We start from the raw sequence: 21,194 nt of genomic DNA, 5'->3' as shown, positions 1-21,194 counted from the left end.
CTAGATACCTTTAGTATAGGGCCTGGAGGTGTCTATGAAACCTGGGGCGATTCAAGTTGTAGAATATCACTGACATTATCAATTTCCTTTTTAAGGTATTTCCTGATTATTTGGATCGCGGTAGAAGGAGAGGCTTCGCTGCCAGCTCCTACGGACTCCACAACACTAAAAGGCCCATGCCAATCATGCTTAAATATTACCTGGAAGTTCTCAGTGTCAGTATTTAGATAATCTTGCTCCCTATTAATTACCTCACTTTGAACTCTTTTAGGTAGATAAAGGCTAAACGAAAGCTCAAAAAATGGGATGTGAGGATGACAAGGGTCGCCATCATTCATGTGGGTGCTTACGGATATATTGATCTTTTCGTCTTTTATATCTTCATCGAAGTAGATTTCTACATCACTAACTGTAGAGAGCTTTTCTAAAGAAGCCTTTACTTCGTCAATATACTCTTGGACCGTAATTTCTTTATCTGCCCCGCCTTTAAAGGAAAAGTGCAGACAGCCAATTCCAAATGCTTTCATCCATATTCCTATTCAATTGGTGCTCTAACGCCAGCCAGCATGCGCGGCTACGGAATGGAGGCGAAGCCGCAATGTAGTAGGCGTCGCGTGACTGGCCTTGTTAGCGCTTTCAGAGTAACTGCCGTTGTAGTAAATCTGCTGAGTGGGCCTGATTAAAAGAGTCAGACGCGACCATTGCTATGAAGTCGCTTTGTGATCTTAATGCAAGGTTCAGAGAGCCCAGTTTAATTAGAGATACCATGAGAGCACATGTTCTGGCTTGACAATTTATTGACTTATCTGGATTAAATTCGATATCACTGAATGCTGCATAGGAATAAAGGCGCTTCAAGAACTCTTGATGAGGCTCAAGGGCCGTGAGATAAAGCCAATCATAGAAAGCTGTTTTTGGAATAAGAGGCCATTTTTGGCCAAAATAATCAAATCCTGTCAGCGGACCTGAGTTTTTAAGGCGCTCATCCCTTTTGGCTGAACGGCTATCCATTTTGTAGATATCTGTATAGGGCCCACCATTCTTAAAAACTTTACTACCCTGAAAAGCTGACTCGATGCTGATAGCACCAACTTCGGTTTCAATCTTTAAATTAAAGGCACTCAGTCTTTGACCTAACTTAGCCTCGGACTTTGTCGACACCTCTAGAATTGGATAAAGACCCTTTTTTCTCGCTGCCTCATGGAGCGCTGAAACGTTCTTCTTCTTTTGTACTGGAGCAAACCCTGGGCTCCAAGGGAAATCGATCGAGATTTCCTGAACTAGGTGCTGCGGATCACCGAGTGCTACAAAGACAGGGCGGCTAGCCATTTTTGCATTCCAAAATTTTCTCAATTGGCACAAAGTCGGGAATCAGTATCTCAGACTTAATGGCGACACGACGACGAGCTTGGATTTCTGGATCTTTCCAATCCAGATAGGTGAACAATACCTCGAAATCGATTGCATCAACAGCCTCTGAGGGTGTGAGAATCTCAACCCCAGCCTTGTTAGACACGTCGCATGTAAACCTAACGTTCGGATCTAATAGGACAGATGCATCAATTTTCAGCCATACCGGTTCATTGATACGCCCATCATTTTTTGCAAAATAAAGCATAGGATGGTCATCCAAGAACGCTAAATGCACGTATTGGTGGACTCCTTTCAAGCGATCAGCGTCGTGACTCCATTCATTCCCGCCCGGCTTGGGAACAGCGATGTTTTTCTCTTGCGCCTGTGCAACTGATAAAAGCCCTTCATGTTTTTTGATTGAGCCCAAATTCGATTTGTCCGTGAAGTGCCAGATGCCGTCAAATTTGTATTTATCGATAATCTCTTTCATTCTCTAACTTCCATGATTAATTTTGAACGAGATTTATTTGCGCTAACAGTGATTATACAGCCTGCTGCATAGCACCCTTGAACATATCAGCACGTTAATTGGTGTTATCTAGTCGTTCCAAAAAATCATAAGCCACTGTTTTTATAGTTTTATTTATCTCGCATGGCAACATATTCAAAATTCGCGTGTCGGCTCGTTTTTACGATTTAATCATACTTTATTGATAAATTTGGCTTAGGTCACGTGGCTTTGAAGAAGAATTGAGCTGGAGCAGGCTTTGGGCAGCTGTCTTCGCGGGTGCCTTTTGGCTCGTTCCTCGCCAAGCGTTACGCCGCGCTACGGGGTGGCTAGATTGCTTATGTGGCGGGATCTTCGCGAGCTGAAGCTCCCTCCTACAATACTAGAGCAGAGTATCGATTCAGAGGTGGGGTTGTTTATGTGGCTGGATCTTCGCGAGCTGAAGCGCCCTCCTACAACACCAAGCAGAGTATCGATTCAGCGGCGAGGTTGTTTATGGGGCGTGATCATCGCGCGCTAAAGCGCCCTCCTACAACACCACTACTTGTAGTGACGGTGTTGCAGGAGGCGTTAAGGTTTAGGCTTTTAGGACGTAACGTAGGGTTTCAACCACCTGGTCGGTGGTGGTGCACCAGGCTTGGGCTTGGGCGTCAACTTCTTTCAGCGGGTGGACGATGTCTTCGCTGTGCAGGGTGATGTAGGGCTTGGCGAGTGCGGCGCAGTAGCCTGCATCAAAGGCGGCGTTCCACTGTTTGTACTTGTCGCCGAAGCGCACAACCACCAGATCCGCTTGCTCGATCATGGTGCGGGTGCGGATGGCGTTGACCTTGGAGGACTGATGGTCGCGCCAGAAGCCATTTTCCGGCTTGCCCAGGTGATCACCAGCGGCGTCACTGGCGTCGTGGTCGGTGACCGGTGCGGTGAAGACGATATCCAGGCCCGCTGCATCAGCGCCGCGCTGAATCTCTTCGCGCCAATCGGTGTGGATTTCGCCAGATAAGTAAACGTAAAAGCTCATAATGCTCTCCTTATTAAAAACTAGCTGCGCTCGGCCATGCTTTGTTAAAAATCACCTCGTGCGCGAGTCCGATCAAAGTACTCATTTACAACCCGTAAACTCCGCCTTTTCGTTGATTTTTGCCTAGCCTGGCCTTCGCTCGCTGACTTTTTAAGCATGCCTAGTGCCATAGTCTAGAACTAGTTTATGGAAAAACATTCCATATTAATAGCTAGATCACATTTCCGGCTTTTTGGCGAGCAGGTAAATATCCATAATCCAGCCGTGTGTGTCGCGTAGTTCTGCGCGGCGTTGGATGATTTGGTCGCTGACCTCGCTTAGCCAGCCTTTGATTAAGCACTGTTTATCCATGCCCAGGTAGGCACCCCACCAGATGTAGGTGTCCTCAAACGGCAGCGTGGTAAACGCCCCGCCGCTATCCAGCATCACCGCTACTGTAGCGGCATCATTTGGCCAGCCGCGCTCGCGTAGGCGGCGGCCGGTGGTGATTTGTACTGGCTCGGCGAGCGCATTGAGAGGAATTTTATGTTCAGCGGTAAGCACCTGCAGGCTGGTGATGCCAGGCACGACCTCTACATCCACCTGCTGACCCGCAGCGCTTAGCCGCTCGCTAATACGCAGGCTGCTGTCGTAAAGCGAGGGGTCGCCCCACACTAACATGCCGACCCGCCCGCCGTTGGGGAGATGTTCATCCATCAACTGCGCCCAAACGCTGGCGATGGCAGCGTGCCAGTCGTCTACCGCGCCCAAGTAGTTATAACTTAAGTGATCATTACGGCTATCACGGCTGGGGAGATCGAACTCGACGATTTTGGTGGTCACCGGCGCTTCCAGCAGCCGTTCGCAGAGTAAGCGGCGTAGGTCGATTAGATCCGACTTAGCCTCGCCTTTGCGGGGCAAAAGAATCAAGTCGGCGCTATTGAGGGCGCGCACGGCGGCCAGGGTGACGTGATCAAGGTTGCCGGTGCCAATGCCTATTAGTGATAGCGTGATCATGAGTCGCTCTCTTGGTCTTGGCTTGCCGTGGCAAAAGGCGAATCCGCTGATTGGGGGCGAAAGCGGCGGTCGTAGCCTACCGCGTAGAGGCTGCTCTCCTGGAAGTCATCGCTTTCAAGCACTGGTCCCACCAGGATCAATGCGGTGCGCTGCATGGAATCATCGATCAGCCCTTCTATAGTCGCTAACCGCCCACGCACCACTTGCTCATCGGGCCAGCTTGCTCGCCACACAATCGCCACCGGGCACTGCGCGCCGTAGTAAGGCGTCAGGCTTTCGACTACCTGGGAAAGATTATGGATCGAGAGATGGATGGCCAGCGTGGCGCCGGTGCGGGCGAAATTGGCAAGCGTCTCGTTACTGGGCATGGCACTGGCACGACCCGGCGTGCGGGTGAGCACCACCGACTGAGCCACGCCGGGTAGCGTCAGCTCCTGACCCAAGGTTGCCGCCGCTGCCGCAAAGGATGGCACGCCGGGAGTAATGCTGTAGGGGATATTCAGCTCGCGCAGGCGACGCAGTTGCTCGCCCATGGCCGACCATACCGAGAGATCCCCCGAATGCAGGCGGGCCACATCCAGGCCTTCAGCGTGGGCGCGGCTGATCTCCTGCATAATCTCATCCAGCGAGAGCGGCGCGGTGTTGATCACCCTTGCCCCCGCCGGGCAGTGTTCCAGAATCTGCTCCGGCACTAAAGAGCCCGCATACAGGCACACCGGGCAGGCGGCGATTAAATCCCGCCCGCGCAGAGTAAGCAGATCCGGCGCGCCGGGGCCCGCGCCAATGAAGTGTACGGTCATTAACTAATTCCTAGGCTTTGTACGAAAAGTCGGCGAGCGAAGACTAGACAAGGCAAAAATCAACGAAAAAACGGAGTTTACGTGGTGTAAATGAATATTTTGATCGGACTCGCGCACGAGGCGATTTTTAACGCCGTATTGTCGAGCGCAGGCAGTTTTCGTGCAAAGCCTAACGCCAGTGCGGCGGTAGCCTGTCTATCCGCTGAGATGATCCGAGGCCCTAGCAGCGTTGCCCCTGGGCCTGCCGCTAAGAGCGCCACGGCCTCGGCAACGCTGCCTGTGCCGCGCGCCTGCAAACTGTGTGTTGAATGGGTAAGCGTTGTCACTGTTGATAGCTCGGCATCCGCTACGGCGATGACTTCAATATTGCGCAGTCGGCCTAGCTCTTCTACCAACGGCAACATAGAACGCGCCGCCGCCAGCCGGTTGATAAGGCCGTACTTGTAGACAGAACCGTACTGGTCAATAAGTTGATCTAACGCTTGAATAAGCGATTCAAGCGTGGCTTCACTGCGAAAGCCAAACCCTGCGATTCTCAATGTCGATGGCTTCATCGAACGCCCCGCCACTGAACAATCGGGTAGTTGGCTTTCCAGCCCCGCCGTGTGCCGATGGGGGCAGCGTTGGCAAGCTCTAAACGCAGCAGTTCGCCGCCTACCTGCTGGTGCCAGTGCGCCAGCAGCGCTTCGGATTCCAGAGTGACGGCATTGGCAACGATACGCACGCCCATGGGCAGGCGCTGCCATAAGTCGTCTAACAGCGCTTGGGATAACCCACCGCCGATAAATACCGCATCGGGCAGCGTCGTATCGTTGAGTACCTCAGGCGCGCGGCCCTGTTTTACTTCTAGCCAGTCAACGCCCAGGTTGTTTGCATTGCTGCGCGCTCGTGCCGCCCGTTCAGCGTTTTGCTCAAAGCCCACTGCCTGATTATCCGTATGGGCGAGCAGCCACTCAATGGCAACGGAGCCTGAGCCGGTGCCAATATCCCACAGCCGCTCGCCGGGCATGGGGGCAAGGGCCGCCAGGGTAATGGCGCGAATGGTCTGCTTGGTAATCTGGCCGTCGTGGTCAAAAAAATGATCCGGTAGGCCGGGCGTCAGCGGCAAGGCGGGGCCGTTACCGGCAACTTCCAGCGCTACCGCCACCGGATGGGCAATGTCGTCGGGCAAGCTGGCGTCGCTACGGCAATGGCGAATACGCTCGTTATCGCTGCCCAAAGATTCCAGCAGTGTTAGCTGGGTATCTCCAAAGCCAAGCCTATTTACCAGCGCCGCCAGCTCGGTCACCGCCGCGCCGTCTCTTATCAACACCAGCAAACGCCTACCAACATGCAGGTAAGGCCGAATGCGCGTTAGCGGTTTAGCGTGCAAACCCAGGCAAGTGCAACGCTCCAACGGCCAGCCCAAACGTGCAGCCGCCAGGCTAAAGGTGGAAGGGGCTGGCAGTGCCTGCCACTCGTTTGCACTGAAATGCTGCGCTAATGTAGTACCCGCCCCAAACCAAAACGGGTCGTTTGAGACCAGCATCACCACCCGGCGGCCGCGCTGGTTTAGCAGCTTAGCAATGCCATCGGCAAAGGGCACTGGCCACTCAATTACCTCGGCGTTTAGCGGCGGTAAAAGGCGCAGGTGGCGGCGTGCGCCGAACACTACCTCGGCACTTTCCAATGCCTGTCGGCTTGCCGCTGTCAGCCCCTGTGTGCCACCCTCTCCCCAGCCTAAAAGGGTAAGCCAGGGAGCGTTGTTAACCTCAGCCATGATCAAAATCCTAATTCTCGGGGGAACCAGCGAGGCCAGCGCCCTGGCCAACGCTGTTGCCAAGCGTGGCATTCCAGCCATTTTTAGCTATGCAGGGCGCGTTAACACGCCTAAACCCCAGCCACTGCCGACCCGCATTGGCGGCTTTGGCGGCGTTAATGGGCTGGTCGCCTTTTTAGCCCAGGAGCGCATTACCCATATTGTTGATGCCACCCACCCGTTTGCCGCACAAATGAGCAGCAACGTATTAGCCGCGGCGGCACAGTGCGGTGTAAAGGCCACCGCTTTTACCCGGCCTGCCTGGCAGCCTGTTACCGGCGACCAATGGCAAAGCGTGGCAAGTATTGATGAGGCAGTTAACGCCTTGGCTGGCCCGCCCCAACGGGTGCTGCTTGCGATTGGGCGAATTCACCTTAGCGCCTTTGCCGACCAGCCTCAGCACCATTATGTGCTGCGCTTAGTTGATCCACCGACCAGCCCATTGCCACTGCCGGATATCAGCGCTGTGATTGATAGAGGCCCATTTACCTTAGAAGGCGATCTCGCCCTGCTGAAAAATCAGCGGATCCAGCGCATCGTGTGTAAAAACGCTGGCGGCGAAGGTGCGTCGTCGAAACTCAGCGCGGCAAGAAGGCTCGGCCTACCCATCGTGATGATCGAGCGGCCAGCACTGCCGCCACGCCATGAAGTTCATCGTATCGATGACGTATTTAGCTGGCTTAGTGACCACTATTAATCATCACAACGCTTAATCAGCCGAGCGCGGCGTATAAACCAGCGGCACGCCACTGCGTTCAATCAAACGGGTTTGCTGGGAACCAACGATGACCAGCGTGCGCATATCCGCCATATCCGGCGTCGCTTGCTCTAGTGTGGTAACGCGAATTGCTTCTTCCGAGGTCGAAACCGCGCGGGCGAAGATTATCAATCGATCTGGCCCGCAGGCTTCGCGCAGTACCTCTAGCGTTCGTTCAAACCCCGCTGGCCGTGCCTTGGAGCGCGGGTTGTAAAACGCCATGGCGAAGTCGGCCTCGGCGGCCAAACGCAGGCGCTTTTCAATCAGCGCCCAGGGTTTGAGGTTGTCGGATAGATTAATGCAGCAGAAGTCGTGCCCCAGCGGTGCGCCGACGCTTGCGCTGGCGGCCAGCATGGCAGAAATGCCCGGCAGTACCTGAATATCCAGCGTGCGCCACTGGGCATCGCCCGCCTCCAAGGCTTCGAATACCGCAGCGGCCATGGCGAATACGCCAGGGTCGCCAGAGGAGACAACCACTACCCGATGACCCTCAAGCGCCAGCTGTAGCGCCTGCTCCGCCCGGCGAATCTCTTCGCGGTTATCAGAGCCATGGCGGACTAATCCAGCCCTAGGTGCCACGCGATTAACGTAGGGCACATAGCCCACTACATCGGTGGCTTCGAGTAGCGCAGCCGAAACCTCCGGGGTAATCATGGCGTCGGCACCCGGCCCGAGGCCGACGATTTTCAGCCAACCGCTCATGGCCGCCTCCCGTTGCCATGAATCAGCACAATCGAGAAGTACGGCACGCTTTCGCCAACCTCGCTCAGTGGCAGCACACGCTGCTGGGTCATAGCGGCGTACTCGATCAGCCACGCCTCGCCTTCACGGCCAGCATGCGCCAGCGCTCTGCGAAGTTTGGCCAGGTTGCGGCCAATTTTCATCACCACCAGTGCATCGGTTTGGGCGATGCGCTCGGCCAGCGTCTCTTCCGGCAGCGTGGCCATCAGCACCGTCATAATGTCATCGCCCCAGGTAATTGGCTGCGCGGTGGCCGTCCAAGCCGCCGACATGCCGGTAATACCTGGCACCACCGAGACCGGCACGCGATTCAGCAGCCGCGTGTAGAGGTGCATAAAGGAGCCATAGAAAAATGGGTCGCCTTCACACAGCACCACGACATCACACCCCGCTTCCGCCATCTCGATCAGTTGGGTCACGCTGCGTTCGTAAAAGGCCGACAGCAGTTCATTGTAGCGAGGGTCATCAAACGGAATTTCCGTGGTAACCGGATACTCCATGGGCAACTCGGTTGCGCCGGGAGCGATCAGTCCTTCCACAATGGTACGCGCATGCCCGCTGCGGCCCTGCTTGCGAAAATAGGCCACATGGCTGGCACCACGGATCAAGCGGTCGGCACGCACGCTCATTAGGTCTTGGCTGCCGGGCCCTAAGCCAACCCCGTAAATGGTTCCTTGGGTCATTCGATACGATCCGCCATGGCGTTGATGGCCGCTACCGTGACGGCGCTACCACCCAGGCGGCCACGCACGATACAGCTGGGCAGCGCGGGACTAGCCAACAGCGCTTCTTTGGATTCCGCTGCGCCAACAAAGCCGACCGGGCAGCCAATAATGGCCGCCGGGCGCGGGCATTCTGGGTCTTCGAGCATATTAAGCAGGTGAAACAGCGCGGTGGGCGCGTTGCCAATGGCGACGACCGCGCCTTCCAGGTGTGGCCGCCACAGTTCCAGCGCTGCCGCTGAACGGGTATTGGCCATTTCCTGGGCAAGGCCAGGGGTGCGCTCATCGTTAAGAGTGCAGATGATGTCGTTATTAGCGGGCAGCCGTTTGCGGGTAATGCCTTCGGAGACCATCCGAGCATCGCAAAGAATCGGTGCGCCCTGCTCTAACGCTGAACGCGCTCGATTGACCACGTCATTCTGAAAATGAATATGCGCCGCCAGCTCCACCAGCCCGGCGGCGTGAATCATGCGTACCGCAACCGTTTCTTCTTCCGCTGAAAAGCGATCAAGCTCAGCTTCATTGCGAATAATCGCAAACGACTGCCGGTAAATCGCCGGTCCGTGTGTTTCATAAACGTGAGGCACCCAAACTCTCCAAATAAACTAATTCGCAGTTACTGTTCTGCAAGGCATCCGTGCTAGGGCAGGTTTCCGCGAGGGCGCTGTGAACCCATCCATGGGCGCTACTTTCGACATCCATGTCGAAAGACCCTCACTACAACCTGCCCTGGCACTCAGCTATCCAGCATATAAGCTACTATTTTTTTAATCTCGATAAACCTAACGGCTTTCGCTGAGCTTTTTAATAACATCCAACGCCTCACTCTCAGTAAGGCCTGACTTAACCGGTGCGCTATCGGCGCGACCGTTAACAATCACGTCAAAGCGCCCTTCGCGGCCGGTTAGGCACAGCGCTGCTGGCCGTTGGCGGGCGCAGCCTTTGGCGCACCCAGATATATGTACGGTTGTTGCCACCCAGCCACTTAGCCGTTCGGCAAGCGGCTGGGTGGCAACACTCGCCTGTTCGCAGTATGGCGCACCGGGGCAGGCGTCCATCGCTAACCGCGGGTCGCTATTATGACGGATTAAGCCATCAACCGCGGGTAGTGTATCGCAATCCTTCAACAATAAGCGCCGCCAGGGCGTGACCTGCACAGCGCTGATATTTGTTAGAGAACCACTTGCCGGAGAGACAGCCTCGCGCAGCGTATTAGCCGCTACCCGGCCAAAAGGCAGCCCCACCACCATACCGTTGCTATGTTTGCCCAGCGCCAGCTTCTCGCCAGGGGATGCGGGGGCAGTATCAGCGGTTGCCCAATCGGGCAGCGGCGCCGTGTGCCGCCGCATGCGCCCAGAGTCCCAGCCACCGCTATCCACAAACCAGTGGGTCAGGCGTATTAACTGCTCAACGGCGGCTTCGGGCTCGTTCACCGCCGTGCCACACTCATAGCCATCGGCGCGTACAATCAAACCGCTTTCTGTCGAGCGCTCAATACGAAAATCAGCGGCGCTATCGCACAGCACCGGGGCTTTTCCCGCATCAATCGCAATGCCGATTTTGCCGGGCATGGGCGCTAATTCGCTGCCCCGCGTTTGCAACAGGCGGGCAATAGTATGAGTGTCATCGCCCTCTTGCCAAGCAGGTGCCAGCATCAGCTGTGGCTGGCGTTCTGCTTGCGGGTCGTCGTTCACCAACTGATGCTCAACCAAAAAGCTCATCAGCGGTGGCCAGCTGGCCTCGCTCACACCACGTAGTTGAATATTGGCTCGGCTGGTTAGCTCGATTAAACCACTACCGAAAGTCTCGGCGGCTTCGCACAGTGCCACTACCTGCTGCCGTGAAAACTGGCCCAGCGGTGGGCGTACACGCACCAACAGGCCATCGCCGGTGGCCATGGGCCGCCACGCGCCGGGGCACCAACCTTTAATGCGCGGGCTGGTGGTCATAATGCCCCGTCTCTTTGGCTTCATCCATGTCCAGCAGCAGGTCTTGTAGCGCCTGGCCATGTTCGCCGGGGGCTTGCCACATGCCTCGCTGGGCGGCTTCGAGTAAGCGTTCCGCCATCTCTTCTAAGGCTGCGGGGTTGTGCTCACGCAGGAACTGCTGATTAGCGGCGTCGAGCACTAGGGCGTCACTCACCTGGGCGTACTGGTAGTCGGCGACTAGATCAGTTGTGGCATCGTAAGCAAACAGATAGTCCACCGTGGCAGCCATTTCAAAGGCGCCTTTATAGCCGTGCTCGCGCATGGCATTGATCCACTTGGGGTTCAACACGCGCGAGCGAATCACCCTCGCCAGCTCCTCTTTCAAGGTACGAATCTTGGGCACCGCGGGATTGGCGTGGTCGGCGTGATAAATGGTCGGTGCTTTTCCGCTTAGCGAGCGCGAGGCGTTGGCCATACCGCCCTGAAAAGCGTAATAGCTGTTGGAATCAAGAATATCGTGCTCGCGGTTATCCTGGTTTTGCATCACCGCATCCAGCCCCTGGAGCTGCTGTTCAAACGCCGCCCGCGCAGCAGTGCCGGAGGCCTTAAACTGGCCGTAGGCGTAGGCACCCGCATCTAGATAGGCTTCAGCTAAATCGTCGGCGCTGTCCCAAGAGCGGTTTTCTATCAGGCGGTTTAAGCCCGCGCCATATTCGCCGGGTTTGCTGCCGAAGATACGGTAACTTGCCTCTTGGGCGGCCATCTCAGGGCTTAGCCCTTGGTCTTCCAGTGCTTGCTGGCGAGCAAGCACCGCCTCGCGAATGGTGTTGCTGTTCCCCGGCTCTTCATAACTGGCCACCGCCTGCACGGCGGCATCAAATAGGCGGATCACATTGGGGAAGGCGTCGCGGAAGAACCCGGATACCCGCAGCGTGACATCTACCCTTGGGCGATTAAGCAGCATCGAAGGGATCACTTCAAAATCACTCACCCGCTGGGAGCCCAGCGACCACTTAGGGCGCACGCCCATCAGCGCGAAGGCCTGGGCGATGTCATCGCCGCCAGTGCGCATGGTGGCGGTTCCCCAAATCGAAAGCCCCAAACGGCGCGGATAGTCGCCGTTATCCTGCAGGTAGCGCTCGACAAACGCCTGGGCGGATTTTTCCCCCAGCGTCCAGGCGGCGGGCGATGGAATCGAGCGGTTATCGACGCTGAAAAAGTTACGCCCGGTGGGCAGCGTATCAAGCCGCCCTCGGCTGGGCGCGCCGCTAGGGCCAGCAGGCACAAAAATGCCTTCTAGGCCGTCGAGCAGCGACTGAATCTCCATTTTCACGCCACGCTGCATAGCAACCCATAGCTGGTCGCGGGCATAGCGCAGCTGCTCCGCCGTATTGGGGTAATCTTGGGCCAGTTCCTCCAGACAACCAGGGGCTAATACGTAGTCGGCCACCCAACGCTCGGCCAGCAGTTCCAGGCGCTCGCGGGTATCCGCGCCGGTGCGCCAAGGGGTATCAAGTAGCCCCCTTAGAACAACGGGTTTAGGTTTCTGCCAGGGCTCGTTGCCAGCGGCTAACGGATCAAAGTCTAAACCCAGGTCGCTAGCCAGATTGTGCAGCAGGCCGCGGCTGGCCACCGCTTCACCACGGGGTAGCCGTAGCAGCGCCACCAGTGTTCCCGCCCGCTTTTCTTCAGGCGGCAGCGTGCCGAGTACGTGCAAGCCATGACGAATCTGCGACTCTTTGATATCGCACAGAAAGGTATCCAGCTCGTTGAGAATGTCGGCGTCATCAGCACTGTTTTCACAACCGTCGACGGCGTGTGCCAGCTCCTGGTCGATACCGGTATCACGCAGGTGAGCGAGAATCTGGCTGCGAATCAGCGCTTCCCGGCGCGGATCCATATCCAGCGCTTGGTAATACTCATCACATAGCGCTTCAAGCTCGGCCATAGCGCCGTAGAGTTCGGCCCGCGCTAGCGGCGGCATCAGGTGGTCGATAATCACCGCCTGACTGCGGCGCTTGGCTTGGGCACCCTCGCCAGGGTCATTAACAATAAACGGATAAAAGTGCGGCAGCGGCCCCAGGGCAATATCCGGCCAGCAGTCCGCGCTCAAGGCGATGCTTTTACCCGGCAACCACTCTAAGTTGCCGTGCTTACCCACATGGATAACCGCGTCGACTTGGTAGTACTCGCGCAGCCAGTAGTAAAACGCCAAATAACTGTGGGGTGGCACCAGTTCCATATCGTGATAGGACTGGGTGAGATCGTCGATAAAGTCGCGTTCCGGCTGGATCCCCACAAAGGTTTCACCTAAGCGGATACCGGCGATCATCAAACGCCCCTGGCGGCATTTGGGGTCTTCGTGAGGCGCCCCCCAGCGCGTCCATACGGTTTCCTGCAGCTCGCTAGGCAAGGTTTTAAACCAAGCAAGGTAATCATCAACGCTGATACTCTGCCAGCAGGCGCGCTGGTCGAGGCTGCCGTGATCGTTGGTCACCGCGCCCTGAAGTTGGCGGATCAACGCATCGCCATTTTCCGGCAATTCGCTTAACGGATAACCCGCCTCTTTCAGGGCGCTGAGAATCTTCAGCGTCGACGCGGGGGTATCCAGCCCGACCCCGTTACCGATCCGGCCATCGCGATTGGGGTAGTTAGCCATAATCAGCGCAATACGCTTCTGCCCATTGGGGGTTAAGCGCAGCGAACAAATGCGTCGCGCCAGCTCGGCGACAAATGCGGCCCGTTCTGGATGAATTACGTGGTGGGTCACTGCCAGCTGGCAGCGCTGGTTATAGTGGGCTTCGGCTTTAAACCCCACCGCACGAGTGATAATGCGACCATCCATCTCGGGAAGCACCACCTGCATGGCTACATCGCGGCTATGCAGCCCGGCAGCCATGCCCTGCCAGTCTTCCGAGGTGCTGCTGGCAAGAATCGCCTGGAGCACTACCGGACGCCCCACAAACAGGCTGTCGGGTAGCTTTTCACCCAGAGCATCCAGGCCGATGGCGTTGCGATTGACCGCAAAGCTGGTGGTATTAATCACCAGCATGGCGCCGGTTTGCTCAATCAGATGGTTGATAAAATCAATGCATGGCCCCTCTTTCAGGGACGCCACAGCAACCGCTAGCGGCTCTAGCCCTTTTTCTTTCAGCGCTGCCAACAATCCGTCTGGGACAGCGGTATTCGCCCCCTGCAAGTGGCTGCGATAAAACAGCAGCAGGCACACTGGCCGCCCTGGTATCTGACGATCGCGCCACTCGCTAAGGCTTAGCGCCTGCTGGTCTTGCGACGCATAAATCACCGCGGCCGGAATAACTTTCGGCTCCTGCCATGCCAGAGAAAGCGATAAACATTCGCTGGCGATAAAGCGCAGCAACTGCTCGGCGTTATCCACACCACCTTCTCTTAAATAGCGCCACACCCGGTAAGCGCCATCAAAGGCGATGGTGGAATCTTCTAACAGGGCATCATCTGGTGCGTCGCAACCCGGCACCAAAATCAGCTGGCGCTCGGGCCTCGCCGCCGCCCATGCCAGCAGGCGTTCATGGCCGTACTGCCAGTAGGCTTTACCACCCAGCAGTGAAACGATGACCAGTTGGGCGTTTTCCAGCACCCGATCTTCATAGAGATCATAGGCCGCCGGTTTTACCAAATTCATCCAGTTGGCTAGCCGTACCGAGGGGTACGCTTCACCCAGGCGGTCAACCGCCTGGGCCAGCGCCGACAGATTACTATCAGCGGCGGACAGTATCACGACCTCGGCGGGGCTCTGTTGCAGGTCGATAATGCCTTCATCATCGACAAAGCCCCCGGGCTTGGCGGCAAATAAGTGCATTAGCTAGCCGTTTGAACCTCTGCCTCAGTTAGCGCTTCACGCAGCGCGGCGCTATCCAGCGATTTGCCAATAATGACTAGTTGGGTCTGGCGCGTCTCGTCTTGGGTCCAGAGCCGATCGAAGTAACCTTCCAAACGCTCGCCAACCGCCTGAATAACTCGGCGCATGGGTTTGCCTGGAATCGCCGCAAAGCCTTTGGCGCGGTAGATCTCGTGGCTGTTCAACAGCTGCTGCAGCTTGCTGGCCAGGGCGTCGCCATACACTTCACCCAGGGTAATCACGCAGGAATCAAAGTTATCGTGAGCGTGGTCGTGGTGCGCGCCTTCAGCGTGGTGCTTATCGTGGTGATTGGTGATGCTATCAATATGCTCTTCGCTGGCCGCACCAATGCCCATCAGCGCTTCCAACTGGGCAGTGTCGGTGGTCTGGGTCTGATCGATAAACAGCGTTTTTACCGATTCGCTCACCCGCGACTGAATCACCGCTTCAACCTGCGTGCGCTCTTCCGGGCTAAGCAGGTCCGCCTTGCTGACCAGCACCAGATCTGCCGCGCTTAGCTGGTCATCCAGTAGCTCGCGCAGGCTGGGGTCGTGATCCAAGCTTTCATCAGCGCGGCGTTGGGCTTCGACCTTATCCACATCGCTAGCATAACGGCCGGCGGCTACCGCTGGGCCATCAATCACGGTAATAATCGCATCGACGGTGCAGTGCTGACGCACGTCAGGCCAGTTAAACGCCTGCACCAGCGGCTTAGGCAGTGCCAGACCGCTGGTTTCGATCAGAATGTGGTCGATATCATTGCGGCGAGCAACCAACTTTTTCATCACCGGTAGGAACTCTTCTTCCACGGTGCAGCAGATACAGCCATTGGCCAGCTCATAGATGCTGCCATCTTCCCCGTCTAGTTGCCCGCCTTCGCTACCCTCTTCACACCCCAGCGCACAGCTGCGCAAGAGGCTGGAATCAATATCCTGCTCGCCGAACTCATTGACGATCACGGCGATCCGCTTGCCGGTGACCTGACGCAGAATATTGGCCAGCAGCGTGGTTTTGCCGCTGCCGAGAAAACCGGTGACGACCGTGGCGGGAATCTTATTCAGCTGTACTTTATTGGGCTGCATGGGTAAATGCCTCGCTGTGCTGCAGTTCGCAGTGCGCCGGGCTGGCAGAAAAAAGCCTCGCCACAGCGTCAGGATTGTTGGGGAAAAACAGATGTAAATAGGTCGCCGTCAGGCGCTTTTGACGGTAGATCGCCTCCCCCGGCGCGGGGTGCCGCTGACGGCGGCCGTGGCCAATCGGCTCGGGAGTGCCTTCTGCCATAGAGCGGTGGTGCGCATGGCCGCGAACCGGGCCTTCCGGCAATTCGGCAGTTTGCATCCCCTGGCAGCCACGCCGACCGCGCATCGCCCCCTGCCCTGGCAGCAAGCCGAGCATGGGATGGGTGATATCGTCGTAGTCGGTCAGGGTTTCCAGGCAGTACAGCAGGCCGCCACACTCAGCCAGAATGGGCTTATCGGCGCGATAGAAAGCCTCAATGGCCGAACGCATGGCGCTGTTATTCGCCAGTTGCAGGGCATGAAGTTCCGGGTAGCCTCCCGGCAACCACAGCGCATCGCATTGCGGCAGACAACTATCCGTCAGCGGTGAGAAAAAGCGCAGCGTTGCACCCATCTGCTCCAGCAGATCGAGATTGGCCTGATAGATAAAGCTAAAGGCGGCGTCACGGGCTACGCCAATAGTGCGGCCTTTAAGTACAGGCTTAACGGCCGCAAGCTGCTCTTGCGGAGCGGCAAAGGTCACCGGTGGCAGTGCTGCAAGCGCTTCCAGCAGCCCAGCCGCTTCCAGCGCTCGGGCACCCGCTTCAAAGCGTGCTTCCAAATCCTCGCGAATCTCCGCAGCTTGCACCAGCCCAAGATGGCGTTCGGGAAGCGCTAAATCAGGGTCTCGTGGCACAGCGGCCAGCAAAGGAATCGCCGACGGCAGCGCTGATTCGATCAGCTCGCGATGGCGCTGCGAGCCGCAGGCATTGGCGACTAATCCAGCGATATGAATATCATCACGAAAGCTGGCAAGCCCTGACACCAGTGCGGCAGCGGTCTGCGCCATGCCTTTTACATCCATGACAATTGCCATAGGAATAGCAAATAAGGCCGCCAGGTCGGCGCTTGAAGGCTCACCATCAAACAGCCCCATGGCTCCTTCGACCAGAATCAAATCCGCTTCGCAGGCGGCGTCATAAAAACGCTGGCGGCAGTAGGCTTCGCCTGCCATCCATAAATCTAACTGATCTACCGGTTGACCTGACGCCTGCGCCAATATCTGCGGGTCCAGATAATCAGGCCCGGTTTTAAACACCCGCACCACCTTGCCCTGATTACGCAGCAGCCGCGCCAAGCCCGCCGTGACGGTAGTTTTACCCTGGCCAGAAGCCGGGGCAGCGATAAACAGCGCGGGGCAGCGAGCGGTTGGCGTGCTCATTAGTATTCGATCCCCGCCTGAGCTTTGACGCCGCCGCGAAACGCGTGGCGCTCATCCTGAACAACGCTGATGGTATCGGCGATTTCCTGTAGCGGCGTGGCCATGGTGCGCCCGGTAATGATCACGTTCTGGTGCGCCGGGCGGCGTTTGAGCGCTTCCACCACTGGTTCGGGGTCGAGATAGCCGTACTTGAACATGTAGCTCATCTCGTCCAGCACGATCATATGATAAGCGGGGTTCTCCAGCAGTCCTTTGGCGACTGCCCAGGCGGCCTCTGCGGCTTCGATGTCTCGCTCGCGGTTCTGGGTTTCCCAGGTAAATCCATGGCCCATGATGTGCCAATCAAGCTTGGGATGATCGCGAAAGAACAGGTATTCGCCGGTTTCGCGGCGGCCTTTAATAAACTGAATGACCGCGCACTGCTGACCGTGCCCTAATGAACGCGCCATGGTGCCAAAGGCCGAGCTGCTTTTGCCCTTGCCGTTGCCTTTAAGCAGAATCAGCACGCCACGCTCTTCGGTGGCGCGGCTAATGCGCTCATCGACCACGTCTTTTTTGCGCTGCATGCGGTTTAAATGGCTAGCGTCACTCATGGGCTTTCCCCAGGTTGATGTGCAAAAACAGAAGGTGCAAAAACAGAATGTGCCAAAGATGGTTTGCCAAACGAGGCTGGCCAATAACGGGCGCCCAGTTGCTGAGCGATGCGTGCGCCCTGCCCGCGTTTAACTCTCGATTGCTCGGTATCGATCAGCAGGCAGTCACCTAGCGGGGCGAGGTCGTCAACAGATTCCCGTGTGCGGCCATCGGTAATCAAATAAGTACGTACTTGTAAGCCAGGCTCGCGGCGTTGCCACTGTTGAATTAGCCGTTTGGCTTCAATAATCGCTTCCCGCAGCGGGGTGCCCCCGCCGCCCTTGGCACTGTCAAGCGTGCCCCGCGCGTTTTTGGGAGCACGGCGACGTGAGAGTATCGACACCACGCCACCATTACCAAACCCCAGCACCGCGACCTGCTCCCGCGCGGCGTAGGCTTGGGTGACCAGTGACTCAACCAGCCCTTTGGCTTGGCCTAATAAGCGCTGCCCCAGGGTGGAGCCGGAGGTATCCAGCAGCACCAGATGGGCTATCGCCTGCCCCGCCCGAGATTTGCGCATTTTTAACTGCCGCCAAGGCCACTGGCCACGATTGGCAATCAGCGTCGCGAACCCGTCTAGCCGCGAGGTCATTACCTGAGAGCGCCCTCGACCGGAGACACTTCCTTTGCCTGTGCTAGCCGCTGTATCGGCACGTTGCGCACGCGGGGAAAAGATATCGCTCTCAGGCAGGTTAACCGCTGGCTGGTTAATGGACTCCTGCGCTACAGGCGGCATAGCGCCCCACTGGCCCTGCTCACCATTTTGGTGGGATGATCCGCCGGTGGGCGCGTTATTAGCTGACGACGATCCGCCCTCCCCATTTGAAGGCGTTTGATTAGGCGGGGAGGACGGCGGATGTTGCTCTGGCGGCTGGGTTCGACGATGTGCCAGCACCCAGGGCGCCACTGTATCGATATCTACTTGGCAGACGCTTTCCGCCCCCCGCCAGGCTGCATGAGCCTGGGCTGCTCGGTGCCAGGTAACATCGGCCCGCAGTCCTTCAACGCCGGCGGCTTCGCAGCGCGCAGCAATGGTCTCGTACACCCAGCCTTCGCTGGTCACTGACACTAGTGCCTGTTGGGCATGGTGAACCTGCTGAGTCAGCGCTGCTTGCTCTACCGCAAACTGTTGTATATAAGCTTGGGGGTCGTGGTCAAAGGCTTCGCGCTGCTGAACAATAGCAATGCGCTGTTTAACGCTGACGCGGTCAGCCTGTTCAATACAGAGCCCAAAACGGTCGAGCAGCTGCGGGCGCAGCTCGCCCTCATCAGGGTTCATGGTGCCAATCAAACTAAAACGCGCCGAGTGTGAGTGGCTGATACCATCACGCTCAACGATATTGATCCCGCTAGCGGCCACGTCTAGCAGCAGGTCAACCAGCATATCCGGCAGCAGATTAACTTCATCGACATACATCACCCCGCCGTGGGCTTTGGCGAGGAGCCCTTCATGAAAAGTGGCTTGCTGCTCGGCTAGCACCTTTTGCAAATCTAGACTTCCCACTAGCCGGTCTTCGCTGGCGCCGAGGGGTAAGGTAACAAAGGGTGGCTTTTTGCCATTGGTGTCGTTAGGCAAAACCGCCGCCAGTGCCCGCGCCAGGGTGGATTTCGCACTGCCCCGAGGGCCGCTGATCAGCACACCGCCAATGCGCGGATTAATCGCATTCAGCAGCAAGGCGGTTTTCAGCGCTTCCTGGCCGACAACACCTACAAAGGGAAAGTCACTCAACCGAACCTCCCATGCAGAGCATGCCCGAAGCTTGAACTTGATTCATGATGACTTGGTAAGTAATGATAAAACCATTCATAAGGAAGCGATGAAATAAAGCGTTGCAGTATAGAGGAAGGCGCGGCTTTGAAGCCAGCTTAGTGCCAAGCATACCCTAGAAGACAGTCCCTATTAGTACACGGTAAGACAGGCCTAATTTCGATACTAGGCCAAATTGATATGACATTTAAGAGTACCAAGTCACAGAAGATTTGGTTTGTCTTATCGTAATGAAAAAAATGGATTTAATGTCAAATTTAGCCGAAAGATCGGGCTTTTTGTTGTTCTACCTTTACCCGCCACCTAGAATAGCTGCCGTCGGCGTTCCTCACGGAACTTAATAGAGAATCCGCTGCGGCTTAGCCGCGAAACGGAACTGCCCCCGCAACTGTAGGCGGTTAGCGATGCTCAATGAGCCACTGGACGTATTGTCTGGGAAGGCGAGCTAGCCATGACCCGTCAGTCAGGAGACCTGCCGACCATGTTAATTAATCGAGCGAGACAGTTCGGCCAGATATTTTTTCTGGCTGTACGCATCGCTCATCATGCACGGGAGTGTACATGATTGAGGTAACAGGACATGAAGAAAGCATCTGGGGCATTCAGTGCTTACCAAGCGACACCATGGGATTGGTCATGCGAACCCAGATGTTCGATCACCCCGCTTCTGAGAGCAACCTACCCAATAACCTACCGCCTGCCGCACGGCAACGATTTTTAGATATTTTGTCTGCAAACAGCTGAGACATGCTAGTGTTCTTCGCTCAGGCAAAAACAATGTTATAACATAACAAATAATCTAAAAACTCTCTTCTGTAGGAACCCGCAATGAAGCATGTATGTTACTCACTAATAGCCGCATCGCTGCTGCCCGCCTCATTCGCACTGGCCAGTGACACTACTTACCCCGTGAACTTGACCAACTGTGGCGTAGAGATAAGTGTGGCGTCGCCACCCGAGCAAACGGTAACGGTGGGTCAATCGGCCACAGAGATCCTTTACTCACTAGGGCTCGCTGATAGCGTAGTTGGTACCTCAGTCTGGTTTAATCCGGTCTTGCCGCAATTTACTGACGTCAATGAACAGATCGAACGGATCGCCAACGACGACCCCAGCTTCGAAGCCGTGGTCAATAAACGCCCTGACTTGGTTGCGGTGCAGTACGAGTGGCACGTGGGGCCTACCGGGAGCGTGGCCAGCCGAGATCAGTTCCATGAACTAGGTATCGCCACCTACATCATGCCCGCCGATTGCGACACCAAGGATAACTCTACCGGTGGCGATGGTACCCGCACCGCCGCTTTCTCGACGGAATCGATCTATAAAGGGATCACCGAGCTAGCCGAAATTTACGATGTTCAAGACGCTGGTGAAGCTCTGGTGACAGACCTGAACGCCCGAGAAGAACACGCTATCAACCTGGCAAGCAGCCTTGATTTGCCGGAAGACCTATCGGCAGTCTTTTGGTTTTCATCAACGGATCTGGGGGTTAGCCCTTTCGTTGCCGGCCAACTGGGTGCACCGGGCTATATGATGGACAAACTGGGCATTCGCAATGTCATTGAGTCTGATGAAGAGTGGCCCACCGTTGGCTGGGAAAGCATCGCCAAGGCTGACCCCGATGTGATTGTTATCGCCGCCATGGATCGTCGCCGTTTTCCTGCTGACGACATCGAAGCAAAGCGTGAGTTTCTGCACAATGACCCGGTTACCAGCGAAATGACGGCGGTTAGAAATAACCGCATCGTAGAGATGGACGCCCATGCCATGAGTGCCACTATGCGCAGCATTTACGGCCTTGAGTCACTAGCCGAGGCGCTATCGACGATGTCTTTCAACTGATATGGCTTTTTACG

20 protein-coding genes and 1 riboswitch are annotated in these 21,194 nt (G+C 56.5%); of the genes, 3 read left to right on the top strand and 17 right to left on the bottom strand.

Annotated elements, in window-relative coordinates; all coding sequences use genetic code 11:
- Nucleotides 1-32: 32 nt before the first annotated feature.
- The 8 genes from JFC11_RS15710 to cbiE all read right to left on the bottom strand — a co-directional run bounded on the left by JFC11_RS15710 (nt 33) and on the right by cbiE (nt 6,434).
- The gene (locus JFC11_RS15710) at nt 33-527 is read right to left on the bottom strand and encodes a hypothetical protein (RefSeq protein WP_198349951.1); all 495 of its coding nucleotides are present in this window, start codon (nt 525-527) and stop codon (nt 33-35) included.
- Between the two features lie 109 nt (nt 528-636).
- Nucleotides 637-1,329: a DarT1-associated NADAR antitoxin family protein gene (locus JFC11_RS15705; RefSeq protein ID WP_198349950.1), complete on the bottom strand. Its 693-nt coding sequence runs from the start codon at nt 1,327-1,329 to the stop codon at nt 637-639.
- On the bottom strand, nt 1,322-1,843 hold the full coding sequence (locus tag JFC11_RS15700; protein ID WP_198349949.1) for a DarT ssDNA thymidine ADP-ribosyltransferase family protein: 522 nt from the start codon (nt 1,841-1,843) through the stop codon (nt 1,322-1,324). The genes JFC11_RS15705 and JFC11_RS15700 overlap by 8 nt, the downstream gene beginning before the upstream one ends.
- Before the next feature lie 595 nt (nt 1,844-2,438).
- Nucleotides 2,439-2,879 carry a YtoQ family protein gene (locus JFC11_RS15695; RefSeq protein WP_009723617.1) on the bottom strand — a complete coding sequence of 147 codons (441 nt, stop codon included), beginning with the start codon at nt 2,877-2,879 and terminating at the stop codon, nt 2,439-2,441.
- Between the two features lie 216 nt (nt 2,880-3,095).
- Nucleotides 3,096-3,875: a precorrin-6A synthase (deacetylating) gene (gene cobF / locus JFC11_RS15690; protein WP_198349948.1), complete on the bottom strand. Its 780-nt coding sequence runs from the start codon at nt 3,873-3,875 to the stop codon at nt 3,096-3,098.
- Nucleotides 3,872-4,675, bottom strand: coding sequence for a precorrin-4 C(11)-methyltransferase (cobM, locus tag JFC11_RS15685; protein ID WP_198349947.1), 804 nt, complete (start codon nt 4,673-4,675; stop codon nt 3,872-3,874). Before cobM ends, cobF begins: the two co-directional genes overlap by 4 nt.
- Before the next feature lie 77 nt (nt 4,676-4,752).
- On the bottom strand, nt 4,753-5,229 hold the full coding sequence (locus JFC11_RS15680) for a cobalamin biosynthesis protein (RefSeq protein WP_232482939.1): 477 nt from the start codon (nt 5,227-5,229) through the stop codon (nt 4,753-4,755).
- The gene (gene cbiE / locus JFC11_RS15675) at nt 5,226-6,434 is read right to left on the bottom strand and encodes a precorrin-6y C5,15-methyltransferase (decarboxylating) subunit CbiE (protein ID WP_198349946.1); all 1,209 of its coding nucleotides are present in this window, start codon (nt 6,432-6,434) and stop codon (nt 5,226-5,228) included. Before cbiE ends, JFC11_RS15680 begins: the two co-directional genes overlap by 4 nt.
- Between cbiE and JFC11_RS15670 the strand changes: the two genes are divergently transcribed.
- Nucleotides 6,433-7,170 carry a cobalt-precorrin-6A reductase gene (locus tag JFC11_RS15670; protein ID WP_198349945.1) on the top strand — a complete coding sequence of 246 codons (738 nt, stop codon included), beginning with the start codon at nt 6,433-6,435 and terminating at the stop codon, nt 7,168-7,170. The two genes, cbiE and JFC11_RS15670, sit on opposite strands and share 2 nt — an antisense overlap.
- A gap of 12 nt (nt 7,171-7,182) precedes the next feature.
- Here JFC11_RS15670 and cobJ read toward each other — a convergent pair whose 3' ends face one another.
- From cobJ to JFC11_RS15625, 9 genes are all read right to left on the bottom strand, one after another.
- Nucleotides 7,183-7,932: a precorrin-3B C(17)-methyltransferase gene (cobJ, locus tag JFC11_RS15665; protein ID WP_198349944.1), complete on the bottom strand. Its 750-nt coding sequence runs from the start codon at nt 7,930-7,932 to the stop codon at nt 7,183-7,185.
- Nucleotides 7,929-8,654, bottom strand: a complete 726-nt coding sequence (gene cobI, locus JFC11_RS15660; protein WP_198349943.1) for a precorrin-2 C(20)-methyltransferase — start codon at nt 8,652-8,654, stop codon at nt 7,929-7,931. Before cobI ends, cobJ begins: the two co-directional genes overlap by 4 nt.
- Nucleotides 8,651-9,280, bottom strand: a complete 630-nt coding sequence (locus tag JFC11_RS15655) for a precorrin-8X methylmutase (protein WP_198349942.1) — start codon at nt 9,278-9,280, stop codon at nt 8,651-8,653. Before JFC11_RS15655 ends, cobI begins: the two co-directional genes overlap by 4 nt.
- 195 nt (nt 9,281-9,475) lie before the next feature.
- On the bottom strand, nt 9,476-10,642 hold the full coding sequence (locus tag JFC11_RS15650; RefSeq protein ID WP_198349941.1) for a cobalamin biosynthesis protein CobG: 1,167 nt from the start codon (nt 10,640-10,642) through the stop codon (nt 9,476-9,478).
- The gene (cobN, locus tag JFC11_RS15645) at nt 10,620-14,459 is read right to left on the bottom strand and encodes a cobaltochelatase subunit CobN (RefSeq protein WP_198349940.1); all 3,840 of its coding nucleotides are present in this window, start codon (nt 14,457-14,459) and stop codon (nt 10,620-10,622) included. The genes JFC11_RS15650 and cobN overlap by 23 nt, the downstream gene beginning before the upstream one ends.
- Nucleotides 14,459-15,580 carry a cobalamin biosynthesis protein CobW gene (cobW, locus tag JFC11_RS15640; RefSeq protein ID WP_198349939.1) on the bottom strand — a complete coding sequence of 374 codons (1,122 nt, stop codon included), beginning with the start codon at nt 15,578-15,580 and terminating at the stop codon, nt 14,459-14,461. The genes cobN and cobW overlap by 1 nt, the downstream gene beginning before the upstream one ends.
- Nucleotides 15,567-16,937, bottom strand: a complete 1,371-nt coding sequence (locus tag JFC11_RS15635) for a cobyrinic acid a,c-diamide synthase CobB (RefSeq protein ID WP_198349938.1) — start codon at nt 16,935-16,937, stop codon at nt 15,567-15,569. Before JFC11_RS15635 ends, cobW begins: the two co-directional genes overlap by 14 nt.
- Nucleotides 16,937-17,530 carry a cob(I)yrinic acid a,c-diamide adenosyltransferase gene (gene cobO / locus JFC11_RS15630; protein WP_198349937.1) on the bottom strand — a complete coding sequence of 198 codons (594 nt, stop codon included), beginning with the start codon at nt 17,528-17,530 and terminating at the stop codon, nt 16,937-16,939. Before cobO ends, JFC11_RS15635 begins: the two co-directional genes overlap by 1 nt.
- The gene (locus JFC11_RS15625; protein ID WP_198349936.1) at nt 17,527-19,299 is read right to left on the bottom strand and encodes an AAA family ATPase; all 1,773 of its coding nucleotides are present in this window, start codon (nt 19,297-19,299) and stop codon (nt 17,527-17,529) included. Before JFC11_RS15625 ends, cobO begins: the two co-directional genes overlap by 4 nt.
- A gap of 341 nt (nt 19,300-19,640) precedes the next feature.
- A riboswitch (cobalamin riboswitch) is annotated at nt 19,641-19,832 on the top strand.
- A 67-nt stretch (nt 19,833-19,899) separates the two neighbouring features.
- Between JFC11_RS15625 and JFC11_RS15620 the strand changes: the two genes are divergently transcribed.
- A complete protein-coding gene (locus JFC11_RS15620) occupies nt 19,900-20,082 on the top strand; it encodes a cupredoxin domain-containing protein (RefSeq protein ID WP_198349935.1) in 183 nt (60 codons plus the stop codon).
- Nucleotides 20,083-20,166: 84 nt separating this feature from the next.
- Nucleotides 20,167-21,180 (top strand): ABC transporter substrate-binding protein, encoded by a 1,014-nt coding sequence (locus JFC11_RS15615; RefSeq protein WP_095604258.1) that lies wholly within the window; start codon nt 20,167-20,169, stop codon nt 21,178-21,180.
- Nucleotides 21,181-21,194: the final 14 nt, after the last annotated feature.

The sequence above is a fragment of the Vreelandella alkaliphila genome, from assembly GCF_016107625.1.
GTDB lineage: Bacteria > Pseudomonadota > Gammaproteobacteria > Pseudomonadales > Halomonadaceae > Vreelandella > Vreelandella alkaliphila.
Note: the sequence above shows the minus strand (reverse complement) of the source record. Positions and strands in the feature narration are given on the sequence as shown.

What these genes read in the sequence shown, in the direction of transcription:
- JFC11_RS15710 (WP_198349951.1), bottom strand. Translation starts at nt 527, where the DNA reads ATGAAAGCATTTGGAATTGGCTGTCTGCACTTTTCCTTTAAAGGCGGG.
- JFC11_RS15705 (WP_198349950.1), bottom strand. Translation starts at nt 1,329, where the DNA reads ATGGCTAGCCGCCCTGTCTTTGTAGCACTCGGTGATCCGCAGCACCTA.
- JFC11_RS15700 (WP_198349949.1), bottom strand. Translation starts at nt 1,843, where the DNA reads ATGAAAGAGATTATCGATAAATACAAATTTGACGGCATCTGGCACTTC.
- JFC11_RS15695 (WP_009723617.1), bottom strand. Translation starts at nt 2,879, where the DNA reads ATGAGCTTTTACGTTTACTTATCTGGCGAAATCCACACCGATTGGCGC.
- cobF (WP_198349948.1), bottom strand. Translation starts at nt 3,875, where the DNA reads ATGATCACGCTATCACTAATAGGCATTGGCACCGGCAACCTTGATCAC.
- cobM (WP_198349947.1), bottom strand. Translation starts at nt 4,675, where the DNA reads ATGACCGTACACTTCATTGGCGCGGGCCCCGGCGCGCCGGATCTGCTT.
- JFC11_RS15680 (WP_232482939.1), bottom strand. Translation starts at nt 5,229, where the DNA reads ATGAAGCCATCGACATTGAGAATCGCAGGGTTTGGCTTTCGCAGTGAA.
- JFC11_RS15670 (WP_198349945.1), top strand. Translation starts at nt 6,433, where the DNA reads ATGATCAAAATCCTAATTCTCGGGGGAACCAGCGAGGCCAGCGCCCTG.
- cbiE (WP_198349946.1), bottom strand. Translation starts at nt 6,434, where the DNA reads ATGGCTGAGGTTAACAACGCTCCCTGGCTTACCCTTTTAGGCTGGGGA.
- cobJ (WP_198349944.1), bottom strand. Translation starts at nt 7,932, where the DNA reads ATGAGCGGTTGGCTGAAAATCGTCGGCCTCGGGCCGGGTGCCGACGCC.
- cobI (WP_198349943.1), bottom strand. Translation starts at nt 8,654, where the DNA reads ATGACCCAAGGAACCATTTACGGGGTTGGCTTAGGGCCCGGCAGCCAA.
- JFC11_RS15650 (WP_198349941.1), bottom strand. Translation starts at nt 10,642, where the DNA reads ATGACCACCAGCCCGCGCATTAAAGGTTGGTGCCCCGGCGCGTGGCGG.
- cobN (WP_198349940.1), bottom strand. Translation starts at nt 14,459, where the DNA reads ATGCACTTATTTGCCGCCAAGCCCGGGGGCTTTGTCGATGATGAAGGC.
- cobW (WP_198349939.1), bottom strand. Translation starts at nt 15,580, where the DNA reads ATGCAGCCCAATAAAGTACAGCTGAATAAGATTCCCGCCACGGTCGTC.
- JFC11_RS15635 (WP_198349938.1), bottom strand. Translation starts at nt 16,937, where the DNA reads ATGAGCACGCCAACCGCTCGCTGCCCCGCGCTGTTTATCGCTGCCCCG.
- cobO (WP_198349937.1), bottom strand. Translation starts at nt 17,530, where the DNA reads ATGAGTGACGCTAGCCATTTAAACCGCATGCAGCGCAAAAAAGACGTG.
- JFC11_RS15620 (WP_198349935.1), top strand. Translation starts at nt 19,900, where the DNA reads ATGATTGAGGTAACAGGACATGAAGAAAGCATCTGGGGCATTCAGTGC.
- JFC11_RS15615 (WP_095604258.1), top strand. Translation starts at nt 20,167, where the DNA reads ATGAAGCATGTATGTTACTCACTAATAGCCGCATCGCTGCTGCCCGCC.